Here is a 13245-nt window from a genome sequence, read left to right on the forward strand (position 1 = left end):
TAATTATAGGTCGTCTTTTAACATAGGAAATGTCATTTTTGACGTATTCGCTTATAGAGCTTGATTCCCAGCATCAAAAGGATTCCCAAAACAATGATTCCGACTACGCCAAAAATCCAGTTAAAAGTACCTTTCAATATAACCAGAAAGACCACTGCAAATAGGATAAGTGTAGCCCCTTCATTCCATATACGCATGTAATTTGAGGAGTATTTGATATCATCCTGCTGGAATCTTTTAAATATGAGGTGATTTTTTAAGTGATACACAATCAGCAACAGTACAAACCCCAATTTAATAAGCATCCAAGGTTGTTGCAACCACTGGGGCATTAAGATCAATAACCAAATGGCAAACAAAGTAGCCAAGACCGCCGATGGCCACGTGATGATATACCATAGCCTCTTTTCCATCAACTTAAACTGGGTGCTCAATATTTCTCGCTCTACCACTGGTTTTTGTTGCGCTTCAATATGATAAATGAACAATCTTGGGATATAAAAAAGCCCCGCGAACCACGTAATCACGAAAATCAGGTGCAGGGCTTTTATATAATTATAATATTCGGTCATATTCTATTAAACTCAAATACAAAATCAAATTCAAACACAAGAGTCAAGTTCAAGTTCAATCACTTATTATTTCCACAAGGATTTCACTAACTCACCATCCCACTAACTCACTATATCACTATCCAACTAACTCACTAATAAAACGGTTACAAAACAAAACCTGAAACGTTCAAAAAGAAAGAACAATTAATAAACTACTTCGGATTTAAAGCCCCAATACCCGCTTCCCAAAGTGCTTTGTTATACGCCGGAATATCTGTATTTAGCAAGGCTTCTCCTCTGGCCTTTAAAGGTATCCAATGCTTATCCAATTCCTGTTTTCTATCCATATTGGATTTGTTTACCCGTGGAATACTACCGCTGGTCTGATTCAAGAGAAATAGATATTCCGCCGTAAATTTGTTGGGGAAATTCTCCACATCGTCATAGGCCTGCGACTTTCTTTGGACCATATCGGCATCCCACGCCTTCATTTTTTCCAACAGTGCTTCACCTTTTGATTTTAAGGTTTCATCCTCGATTTCCTTCAACACTTCCTTTAGGTCTTTCTGAACCTCAAAAAGGGTATTGACCATTTTATGCATCTCGGTAATCTTCTGTTCCATTTCGCTCATTAACCCATCGTACTCCTCAAATTGTCCCGGTTTCATTTCAATGGTTGGAATCGGTTTGATCTCACCTTGCGTGGTTACCGTCTGCCCGTCCATAGTAAGTGTTATGGTATACATTCCAGGAATTGCCTGGTGTCCCCTAAAGTTGGCCTCTATATACACGCCTGGAATTCCTGGAACGATCGAATGGCCCATATCCCATACAAACCGATTCAAGCCTTCATTTTTTGGCAATACAGGGGCCGGAGGGGCTCCCCCACCGTTATGTGGTATATAGTCTTTATCCTTTTCCGAACTAAAACTGCGAATCAATTTCCCTTTGGAATCCTTGATTTCCATGGTAAGCTTGGTGGAATCATTCAATTTTGGCAATTCGTAATACAGCACCATACCGTTCGCCGGATTGACCCCGTCAAAGGCATCCGTGGCAGTAACCTCCTTGGCATTGCTGCTCATGGGACTTCCCCAAGATCCTGCGTAGGCCGCATTTGGTTTCAAAAATTTCAGGCCCTTTTTGGTTGGTTCATACTGGCTAATGGTATTGATATTGTCCAAAATCCAGAAAGATCGTCCCGAGGTCGCCACGATTAAATCCCCTCTATGCACCTTTAAATCCAACACAGGGGTTACCGGTAAATTCAACTGAAAGGGCTCCCATGTTTTGCCTCCGTTCCAAGAGATGTACATACCGAGTTCCGTACCCGCATACAATAAATCTTTCCTATTTTCATCTTCCCGAACCACCCTTGTAAAGGCCCCGTAAGGGATACCAGTACTAATATTGGTCCAGGTTTTTCCATAGTCGGTTGTTTTGTAAAGGGCCGGTGTGTAGTCGTTGAACTTGTATCGGGTGGTGGCGATGTATGCCGTAGCGGGGTCATGGGGCGATACCTCAATGGCATTGATCAAGCATTCGTTCAATCCTTTAGGGGTTACATTGTCCCAGGTTTCCCCACCGTTTTTTGTAATGTGTACCAATCCATCGTCACTTCCCGTCCAGAACACTCCCTTTTCATGCGGCGATTCTATCATATAGGCCAAGGTTCCGTAGTTTTCCGCCCCAACAGCTTCGTTGGTGTAAGGTCCGCCACCGTTACCTTGCTTGGCATCGATATCGCGTGTTAGATCAGGAGAGATTTCTTCCCAGGTAAGCCCCATATCACGTGTGCGTAAAACCAATTGCGCGCCATGATAATACGTACCAGGTTCGTGGATGGAACCAATGATCGGGGCGTTCCAGTTGTACAGATATTTCATGTTCCTAGCTTCCCTTCCCAAATACTGAATGGGGGCGGCCATGATATTCGTGGAACTTTTGGTTTCCGTATCAAGCACTTCGATAGTTCCCAAATAACTGCCACCAAGCACGTATCTTGGGTTATCTGGATCAAAGGCCAAAAAGGCACTTTCACCTCCGGCAGAATAGGTCCAATCCTCCTCCGTTATACCGCCTCTGCCAAGGGACAAGCTGGCAATTCGCACCGAGGTATTGTCCTGCTGCCCGCCGTAGATATTGTATGGGAACAGGTTATCGACACTTATTCTATAAAACTGCGCTGTTGGCATATTGTCCTGCGCCGACCAAGTTTTACCATAATCAAAGGTAATGGTAGCCCCTCCATCATCGGCCATCACCATATTTTTGGAATTATCAGGGTTTATCCACAAATCGTGCGTATCCCCATGCGGTACATCAATGGTTTCCCAAGTCTTCCCACCGTCTTCGGAACGGAACATGGCCGCACTCAACACATACACGGTATCTTCATCATTGGGGTCGGCAAAAACTTCAATGTAATACCAGGCACGTTGTACCAGTCTATTATCCCCGCTCACCATGGACCAGGATTCCCCTGCATCGTTGGAGACGAAAAGTCCGCCCTTGTCCGCATTGGAATCGCTTTCTATCAATGCATACACCTTATTAGAATTGGCAGGGCTAACGGCTATGGCCATTTTCCCTTTTTCCTCCGGAAGTCCTTCGTGGATTTTTTTCCAGGTCTCCCCGGCATCGGTGGATTTGTAGAGTCCGCTGCCTTCCCCGCCACTGATTACCATATTGGGTTTGCGTTGGTGCTCCCACATGGCGGCATACATAATTTCAGGATAATTGGCATCCATAGAAAGTTCTGCCGCACCGGTCAAATTGTTCACGAAAAGGGTATTTTTCCAAGTTTTCCCACCATCGACGGACTTATAAATACCCCTTTCAGGATTCCCTTCAAAAAGTGCTCCCTGGGCGGCTACATAGACAATATCCGGATTGGTTGGATGAATGATGATACGCGAGATATGCTGCGTCTTTTCCAATCCTACATGTTGCCATGTCTTCCCGGCATCGGTGGATTTATACACACCATCTCCGTAAGACGTCATCACTCCCCTAGGAGCGTGCTCGCCCATACCGCAGTATAGAATGTTGGGGTTCGATTTTGAAACCGCTACGGCGCCTACGGAACCTGTTTTGAAATAACCATCGGAGATGTTTTCCCATTTCTGACCGGCGGTCTCGGTCTTCCAAAGTCCACCCCCGGTGGTGCCCATGTAATAGGTCATGGGGTCACCGATAACCCCGCTTGCCGTAACCGAACGCCCACCTCTAAAGGGTCCTATGTTACGGTATTTCATGGGTTTAAAATACTCATTAGCCGATTGGGCAAAGGTTCCCATTGCTCCAAGGGTGAATAAAATTACAAGTAATCCTTTCATTTAATTTCTAGTTTTTTGATGCCTTTTTTAACTTCTCGACTCCCCTTCAACTGCGTTCAGCACAGGCCGCTAGAAGTGACAGATTAATAGAATAACACCTCATATTACTCAACAAACAAATAGTTCAGGTTCAAATCGTTAAAGGATTTATTGAACGCTTTGAGCTCATTCGACATCACCGCATCAAACTTGTCCAATTCCTTGTTGATAGCGGCCGTAAGCTCGTTCTTAACTTCAATATCTTGTTCCGTGGGAGGAAAGTCGTCAATCGCCACCAAACTGTTCAAATGTCCCAATTTGTTGGTCAACTTAATGGGGAAGTTCAATGGATCTTGCCGACTCCTATTCTTGGTCTGGTATAAGGCCTTCTCCACCTCGCCCAAACTTTCCTTCATCTTTTTGGCCTTTTCGATAAGTTCCTTAGTGGATTCGTTATCTGCATACTGCTTAGTAAATGCATCCAATTGGGCCGTTACGTTCCTGATCTTTTCAATGGACTTGTGGGCCTTATCTATGGTCGTGTTGATATCGGTAATAAAGTCATACTGTTTTTGCATATCGGCTACCGATGCCTCTGCCCTTGGATCTGGGACAATTTTGAACTCCTGCATACTGGAATTCCCATTGACATTCAAATGTACCTTGTAGTTACCGGGAACCGCTTTTGGCCCATCCAAATTGGCCCACCAAAGTATCATACCGTCCAACAATTTGGCACCCTTACCCCGAGTGTCCCACACAAAGGTATTCCCACCTTTTTTCACCTCTAGTTTTTGGTCCTTTTCCTTAGAGAAATTATTGTACGTGGCCAAGGTATCACCTGCCATGGAGGTATAGGTTAGATGTACACTATCCTTTTCGCTGAGATTCTTTAAATAAAAATGGGTCACCACGCCATTAGGGTGGTTTTGTCCGGAGGTCTTGGAAATACTGTTGGAAGCCCTACCTTTCGTACGATAGGAATCCTTGGGTTTATACAGAATATGTTCCGATGATTTCTTGCTTTCATCCAATTGATGTAGTACCGTTAAATCATCGATGATCCATAGACTGCGACCCTGGGTGGCCACAATTAAATTATTGTCCTTGATGGTCAGATCCGTAATGGGCACGATGGGCAGGTTCATCTGGAAGGGTTTCCAGTTGGACCCATCATCAAAGGAAATGTACATTCCAGTTTCCGTTCCAGCATATAGCAAGCCTTTTCTTTTGGGGTCTTCCCGTAATACACGGGTAAAGTGTTCCTCATTGATACCGTTGGTAATCTTGGTCCATGTTTGGCCATAATCCGTTGTCTTATATAAATAGGGCTGAAAATCGCCCAATTTATATCGGGTAGCGGCCACATAACAGGTGCCCTCATCAAAAGCGGAAGGTTCTATGCTATTGATCATGTTCCACTCCGGCATATTGGAAGGGGTAACATTTTCCCAAGTCTCGCCCCCGTTTTTGGACACATGGATCAATCCGTCATCACTACCTACCCACAACAAGCCTTCCTTTAATGGGCTTTCATTGGCAGTGAAAATGGTACAATAGTACTCTACACTGGTATTGTCTTGTGTAATTGGCCCACCACTGGAACCTAATTTTGTTGGGTCGTTCCTGGTAAGATCCCCACTCAACACTTCCCAACTCTGACCTTCATTCGTGGTCATGTGTACATGGTTGGAAAAAGTGTATAATTTGTTGGGATCATGCCTACTGAACAAAATGGGGAAATTCCACTGAAAACGATATTTCATCGCCTCCGCCCCTGCACCCATGGGGTTGTCCGGCCATACATTGATGCCCCTAACGGTGCCTTTTTCATGGTTCACGCGGGTAAGGAAGCCATCGTAGCTACCACCGTAAACAATATCATCATTCTCCGGGTCTACGGCAATCCAGGCGGATTCCCCACCGGCGGTTTCCTCCCAATCGTCCTCAGTAATAGCGGAACCATCACTTCTATGATTTACACGAAGTGTGGAATTATCCTGTTGCGCTACATAAATTCGGTATGGAAAATGGTTGTCCGTAGTCACCCGATAGTATTGAGCTGTAGGCTGGTTGTAATAGGTACTCCAGGTCTCCCCTCCGTCATAGGAAATTTGGGCACCCCCATCATCCCCAATAATCATCCGCTGGCCATTTTCTGGAGAAATCCAAAGATCATGATGGTCTCCATGCGGGGCATTGAAGGATTTGAATGTTTTTCCCCCATCCATGGATTTGTGATAGCTTACGTTCAGAACATACACTACATCTTCATCCTGGGTATCCGCATAGACACGGGTATAGTACCAGGCACGTTGTCTCAGGTTTCGGTCGCTATTGACCAAGGACCATTTTTTACCACCGTCTTCGGAACGGTACAAACCGCCCTTTTCCTTATTTTCGACAATGGCCCAAACCCTTTCTGAATTCTTGGGCGAAACCGCTACCCCAATGATTCCCAAGGTATCCTTTGGAAAACCTTCGTTCTTGGATATCTCGTTCCAAGTTTCACCACTGTCCGTACTTTTCCATAGGGCGGATCCTTCCCCTCCACTACTTAGACTGTATGGGGTTCTTTGGGCACGCCACGTAGAAGCGTACAAAATTCTTGGGTTGTTTGGGTCGAAGGTCAAATCCACCGCACCGGCCTGTTCGTTTACGAAAAGTACTTGTCTCCAAGTGTCGCCACCATCGGTACTTTTGTAGATGCCCCTTTCTTTTGTCGGTTTGTAGATATCCCCCAATACTGCGGCGTATACCGTATTGTAATCCGTGGGATGTACCCTGATCCTAGGCACGTGCCTACTCTTTTCCAAACCGGCCTTTTCCCAGGTTTTACCGCCGTCTACGGTTCTCCAAATGCCATAACCTGAAGAAACGTTTCCCCTTAGGGTCTTTTCGCCACCGCCCACGTAGATTACATTCGGGTCGCTTTTTGCCACCTCCACAGCACCGATACTTCCGCCAAAATATCCATCGGAAATATTTTCCCAGGTTCGACCGCCATCCAAGGTCTTCCAGACCCCTCCACCCGTGGCTCCAAAATAGTAAAGGTTGGGTTCTCCCGGCACGCCGGTAACGGCAGCCGATCTACCACCGCGATAAGGCCCTATACCCCGATATTCAAGGCTGGAGTACAATTCCTCTGGATAGGAAACAGTTGCGCTATTGGATTTACTTCTACGTTGTGCCTCTGTTGTACTGGGCAGTAGCAATAGGAAAAGGGCCACGAGGCCCATAAAAGAGTACTTGGATTTCATTTTCAGTTCTTTGAATTAGTCAACCCTAAATTTAAAGAAAAGCTTTTAATACACCCATTTAAAAAAGACAATAATGAATTTGGGGCTTATGGTTTTTTTCCAAGCTTATAAAATTCAATAACATAAGAATGGATATTTTTTAGGAACGTGGCCTATGTAAATATTAATCCAGAAACTCCAAACAAACGGGATTGGACAGATCAATTTCTTCCAAGAATGCTAAAGTGCCTAGCTCCAGGTCTCTTTTAAATACAACAATATTGCTGCTCTTTTGATTGGCAACCAACAGATACTTCCCTGTTGGGTCCAATGTGAAATTACGCGGCCAATCCCCATGAACGGACTCCCTACCCACAAGGCTCAAGGAACCTGTCGCTTGGTCCACTTTAAAAATGACGATGGTCTGCTCACCCCTATTGGATCCATATAGGAAATTGCCATCGGGGGACAAATGGATATCGGCACAGTAACTTTTTCCATTAAAATCATGGGACAGAGTAGTATGGGTTTCCTTTTCACTGTAATTTGAGCCATTTCTTTCAAAAACCGTGATGGTAGAATTCAATTCATTTATGGTATACAGGAATTTCCCGTCCTGACCAAAGGTGAAGTGTCTTGGCCCAGCACCATTGGGTAAATCAATGGATGGCTGATTATTTGGTTCAAACTTTCCTGCCTTTAAAGAAAATCGCTTCACGGCATCCAGGCCTAAATCGGCTATAAATAACCCTTCCTTTGTAAAGGCGGCAGAGTGTGTGTGGGATGACTTTAAAGTATCCAAACTTTGGAGGTCAATGACCTGTGGATTTTTCTTTAACCCACCGATATCGTCCAAGCTGAAAATGGTGGCATTGCCTCCTGTGTAGCTCGAAGCGGCCAAATAATGGCCATCATCTGAAACGGCAATATGACAAGGATGGGCTCCTACTGTAGCCATGGCCCCTTTTTCAATTAGCTTGCCATCCAAAAGTTCATAGGCTATTACCCCACCGGAGGTATCCTCGAAGGTATCGGTCTCAAGTACCGAATAAAGTATAGAATTATCCGGAGAAAATTTGATGAATGAGGGGTTTTCTATGGTAGCGGCCAATTGCTTGTTGGTTAAGGCCCCAGTATTCGCATTGAATTTCAGTTGATAAATACCATTGCTATCCCCTTCCGTATAGGTGCCTACATATAAATCATAGGTCATGTGTTCCGAATTCGTTTTGCAGCCCATAAATAGTATGCCTAAGCATACCATAGATGTACTCCATCTATTCATCTGTTTATTTGTATTATTTTTCATAAGTCAGACCTGCCCGACTGCCTCGTTCATGCGGGTGTAATTATTCACATCATTTCAGTTTGTCTACCATGAGCGTTCATGAATCCTCGATTTCACCATCCCGATAGCTATCGGGACATCTTGGTGAGTATCAAGACATGTTATAGCTCATTTCATTGGGTAAATTAAATTCACCTAAATGTAGAGACTTTTAATGAATCTTAGAAAGGGTTAAGTCTAAAGCCTTGTTCCAGTATTGGTGCTTTGATTTTTATACTCGCGATATTCCTTGGTCGATTTTCTTAAATCAATGATGGCAAGTACCACAAAAATCAACAAAACGAAGGTAACCAGAACCAAAATAAAGTACATCATGGGGGATATTTACTTTTTAGACCCAGAATGTTGGTTAAGGTCACTAACCATACCTTTTTTCTAGACAAACCAGATGCTTATTCATTAAAATGTTGATTGCAAAGTCACTATTGATAAACCAATATCCGATTAAATTCCTATCTTTTGGAAATATCCCCACTATCCGGTATACCCTACTTTGTTGGTTATTATAATCTTTGAAAGCCAAACAAAAAACTATACAAAAAATGAAAACAATTCAAAAATTCCCTCTTCTAATTACTTTCCTTCTTTTAAGTCTTAGTTTTCATCCTCTTGTGGGGCAGAAATTTAAGGGAAGTAATGAAGTTATAGTCAAAAAAGTAACTGGACTACAGGAATATAGTTCAACCATGGATTTGAATGATACCCGAAAACAACTTTTAATGGCGGGGCAGAATTATCAGACCAATTATGGAATATATGCCTCCATCGAAATTGAAAATTCCTCTTTAGGCCCCCAGTATAGAACCTTAAAGAATATTGAATTTGAGATTGTCAATTATAAACCTACTTACTTTATAGGAATAGATTCCGTTGTGGTCGATTCAAATTATGATAAAAACACCATTACGTTTAAAGTGTACACACGAGCCTTGTCCGATCAACAGACCTTCTCACTTAGTGAGAAAGACTTGGAGAATATCCATTTTGAACAGGGCAGCTATCTACATTCCGAACGTTATTTAAACCCTATGTTTCCAGAACTTGACAAGAACGGTAACGCTATCCTTATGGACGATGGTCGAATTGCTTGTAAACCCGATAATGGCAAAGCTTTCGATTTTGAGTTCTTTTATAAGGATGGCAGACACGTAGTACTTAAGGAAGATTATGATAAAGAAAAGGAAACGGAACTAGGTGCAAACAATGAAATACCATTTGGGTTACCAGGTAAAAGATGTAAAGAAAGTTTTAATAAAATTCTATTTTAATGAAACCGTCATAAAGGGGGTTTTTATGACAAACTCAATACTTTCACAAAAGGAAATGCTTAAAAATCTATCTGTTACCTTAAATTTAAACGTGTGAAAAGAATCTTTGCATTTCTTATAGCTTACCTAATCAATTTTACATGGTTGTTCGCAGTCAATACAGACGACTTTTTTGTATTGTTAAAAAATCAAGACTATATAGGTGCCAAAGAGCTAGTTGAAATTTTTGATAATGGTGAATTGAGAGTTTCACTCTCTACGTTGCTAGATTTAATGTCTTCCAAAAACCCGGATCAATCACCAGTGAAATTGGACTACACGGACCCTAAGGAAATAAGATTCGTCAAGCGGCTCATCGCAGGCTACCAACAAACCTATGCCTCCAAACAAGACAATCTACAAGCATATATAAATTTTTCCGAAGCGCTAAAGCTAAGTGACGAACTTGACAATCCTATTTTGACCAAAGCGGCACTTATAGCTTTATTGGATTTATTCCGATTTGAAATTTTTATAGGAAGTAAGCAATATATTCCATTCCTAGAGCGCTTCATCGAACTAAAGTCAGACCTTACTGATGAGGTATTGGTCATTCTTTACAGTTTGATTTTTTTTTCAAAAGCGGATGATGATATAAACTCAATAGACAGTCAGTATTACCACTACTTCGATAAACTGGACTCCATTTTTACAAAAATTCCCGAGTCACATGCTTTTTATCCTAAATATTATTACGAAAAAGGAATCTACTATAAAATTGAGGGAGATTTTGAAAAATCTGAAGATTTTTTCTTAAAAGCAGATAGTTTGGCCGCAAAAAATAACTTCTTAAAAATTCTACGTGGTGATATCGCGTGGCAACTTGCTGCTATAAATATGCAAAACAACAAATTGGAAAAATCCAAAAATTACCTTCAAATCGCAAAAGGTCTTTCAAAAGGTTTAAGGGATTCCTTTTACAATGACCGTCTCACTTCTTTAATTTACCAAAAAGAAAATCAGTATGATTCTGCCTATTATTACCTTAGAAAATCAGTGGATATAGAATATGAATTGGGCTATAAGAACAACACCTTAGAATCTTCCATTTTAACCGTCCAAAACCAAACCGACAAACTCAAGCTAGACAAGCTCGAATTGGATGCCCAAAACAAAAAAATAAAAATTTGGACCTTGGGGCTTGGACTGGCCCTTCTTTTTGGGTCGGTCATTGGTGTGCTTACCTATAAAAACACTAAGCGCAAACAATTGCTCGCTGAGCAGGGAAAAATATTGGAGGAACAGAAAGTAGCAACACTTCTAAAGGACCAAGAACTTGCTACTATTGATGCCATGATAGAAGGGCAGGAAAAAGAGCGGCAACGCATCGCCCATGACCTTCATGATGATTTAGGTGGATTGATGGCAAACGTAAAACTTCATTTCAACTCCTTGCAAGAAAAATCAGTAAGTAACAAGCAAGAACTTTATAATAAGACAAATGAACTATTGGAAGAGGCCTATCAAAAAATACGGGCTATCGCCCATGAAAAAAATTCCGGGGTCATTGCGAAACAAGGACTATTAAGAGCTGTTAATCAAATGGCTGATAAAATTTCGCAATCAAATAGAATAGCGGTATCGGTACAGGATTTTGGTTTGGACAATAGGCTTGAAAATAGCTTGGAACTCAACCTGTTCAGAATTATCCAAGAATTGATGACCAATATCATTAAACATGCCAAGGCCACAATGGCAAACATTCACCTCACCAACCACGGTGATTTACTAAACATTTTAGTCGAAGATAACGGAATAGGTTTTGACCCAAAATCCATAAAGAAAAGTAAGGATGGCATGGGCCTCAAAAGCATTGACAAACGAATATCCCATTTGGAGGGCACTTTTCATATAGAATCTGAACCAGGCAAAGGTTCGACCATAATTATTGATATACCCATATGATACGGTTAGCAATTGCTGAAGATCATCAGTCGTTGATAGATGGCTTGGAGCTACTTCTTAAATACGAGGAAAATATCCAGATTGTAGGCACTGCCAATAACGGGCAGGAGTTATTGGAGGTGGTACGGAAAAGAAATCCTAATGTTATAATTACCGACATTAGAATGCCCATTATGGACGGGATTGAAGCAACAAAAATTATTAAAGCGGAGTACCCCCATATTACCGTTTTGGCCTTTACCATGTTCGACCAAGAGGGGGCCGTAAAAAAAATGTTGCATGCCGGCGCAACCGGATATATTCTTAAAAACGCTTCCCTTAACCAAGTCTTGGAGGCAATTTTGACCGTTGCCAATGGCGGTACCTATTATGATGGCAATATTGATCTCTCATTTGCCGAAAATCAAAAAAAGGCCTCCAGCAAAGGTCTGTTGACCAAAAGACAAAAAGAAATATTATCCTTGATCGCACAAGGAAAGACCTCAAGGGAAATTGCGGATGAACTTTTTATTGGCATACACACCGTTGATACCCATAGAAAAAACATGATGCGCATATTAGAAATCCAGGGAAAAGGAGAGTTATTGAGGTACGCCTTGGAAAAAAAGTATGAATTTTAATCTTTTCCCCTATTTTTAAAGATAATTGAAATACTCAAAAAAAATGATTATCAGGTCATTGTACATTCTAACCATTTTTATGATTGCCCATGTTTCCGGGTATTCCCAAGTTGAAACGTACTATGCACTGAAAAACCAAGAGGTTGTAAAGACCGATTTCAAAGAGATTAAACGAGAGCTCTTATTTAAAGCGGAATCAACGGATACTAAGGAAACCTTTGGGCTGGCTCTGGGTGCATTGGCCGTCAAACTGATACCCTTGTTGGTTGATGGGGCTTCCAAATTATTCTATAATCCTGATAATTTCAATAAAGAATATTTTGCCAGTTATTCCTTTTTTGAGAATTCCGGAAGTTTTAAAAAACTAGATTCTGAGCAAAATATGGTCTTCCAACAATCTGGTCTCAACGAATTTGGGGGACAGGAAGTAATCAATCGATTTGTCTTTGACCTAGGTACCGTAAAAAATGTAGAAGGTTATTATTATCTAGGCCTAAAATCCTACGAACTCAATCATTCCTTGTGTAAACTAAGTGGACCAGGCAACCGAATAAACTATATTCTGGACATTGGTTTTTATTATTTTGACGAGGATGATAAGGCCCAGGAATTCCACATTAATCCCATTCTTTTGGACGAACAGTTCATCGATGGAGAAAAAAGGGAAATTCCAGAAATAAACTATCAGGTAATACCAAAAATGAAAGTACTGCAGACCGTTCAGGTAAGGGTACGGGAAATCAATGCAAAGACCCAAAATTGGGACCGATATCTTGAACTTTATCAAAGTAACCAGAACAATATTTCCAAATTTTTGATACGGGCACTTGGCGAATGACCAAGTTTTTCTTCAACTGGCTTCAAAGAAACTTACTTACTCCTTCAAATCGATACTAAGGAGAACTATATATACCCTTTACTAGGTATTGAATCAGGTATGCCCGCCTTCTATTTT

Annotated in this window: 9 protein-coding genes; 4 read left to right on the forward strand and 5 right to left on the reverse strand. The window is 41.7% G+C overall.

The window, feature by feature from the left end; all coding sequences use genetic code 11:
• Positions 1–32: 32 nt before the first annotated feature.
• The 5 genes from FEK29_RS00770 to FEK29_RS17860 form a co-directional block, all read right to left on the reverse strand.
• Positions 33–572 (reverse strand): CopD family protein, encoded by a 540-nt coding sequence (locus FEK29_RS00770; RefSeq protein ID WP_138256499.1) that lies wholly within the window; start codon positions 570–572, stop codon positions 33–35.
• Positions 573–766: 194 nt separating this feature from the next.
• On the reverse strand, positions 767–3892 hold the full coding sequence (locus tag FEK29_RS00775; RefSeq protein WP_138256500.1) for a WD40/YVTN/BNR-like repeat-containing protein: 3126 nt from the start codon (positions 3890–3892) through the stop codon (positions 767–769).
• A 104-nt stretch (positions 3893–3996) separates the two neighbouring features.
• The gene (locus FEK29_RS00780; RefSeq protein ID WP_138256501.1) at positions 3997–7131 is read right to left on the reverse strand and encodes a WD40/YVTN/BNR-like repeat-containing protein; all 3135 of its coding nucleotides are present in this window, start codon (positions 7129–7131) and stop codon (positions 3997–3999) included.
• Positions 7132–7294: 163 nt separating this feature from the next.
• Positions 7295–8395, reverse strand: a complete 1101-nt coding sequence (locus FEK29_RS00785) for a lactonase family protein (RefSeq protein WP_138256502.1) — start codon at positions 8393–8395, stop codon at positions 7295–7297.
• A 240-nt stretch (positions 8396–8635) separates the two neighbouring features.
• Complete coding sequence (locus FEK29_RS17860; protein WP_161595295.1) at positions 8636–8773, reverse strand: hypothetical protein; 138 nt, start codon at positions 8771–8773, stop codon at positions 8636–8638.
• 227 nt (positions 8774–9000) lie between these two features.
• Between FEK29_RS17860 and FEK29_RS00790 the strand changes: the two genes are divergently transcribed.
• The 4 genes from FEK29_RS00790 to FEK29_RS00805 all read left to right on the forward strand — a co-directional run bounded on the left by FEK29_RS00790 (position 9001) and on the right by FEK29_RS00805 (position 13128).
• Positions 9001–9726, forward strand: a complete 726-nt coding sequence (locus FEK29_RS00790; protein WP_138256503.1) for a hypothetical protein — start codon at positions 9001–9003, stop codon at positions 9724–9726.
• 93 nt (positions 9727–9819) lie between these two features.
• Positions 9820–11670 carry a sensor histidine kinase gene (locus FEK29_RS00795; protein WP_138256504.1) on the forward strand — a complete coding sequence of 617 codons (1851 nt, stop codon included), beginning with the start codon at positions 9820–9822 and terminating at the stop codon, positions 11668–11670.
• Positions 11667–12290, forward strand: a complete 624-nt coding sequence (locus FEK29_RS00800; protein WP_138256505.1) for a response regulator — start codon at positions 11667–11669, stop codon at positions 12288–12290. Before FEK29_RS00795 ends, FEK29_RS00800 begins: the two co-directional genes overlap by 4 nt.
• Positions 12291–12333: 43 nt before the next feature.
• Entirely contained in the window at positions 12334–13128 is a 795-nt protein-coding gene (locus FEK29_RS00805; protein ID WP_138256506.1) for a hypothetical protein, read from the forward strand.
• Positions 13129–13245: the final 117 nt, after the last annotated feature.

It is taken from the genome of Maribacter aurantiacus (assembly GCF_005780245.1).
Taxonomy (GTDB): domain Bacteria; phylum Bacteroidota; class Bacteroidia; order Flavobacteriales; family Flavobacteriaceae; genus Maribacter; species Maribacter flavus.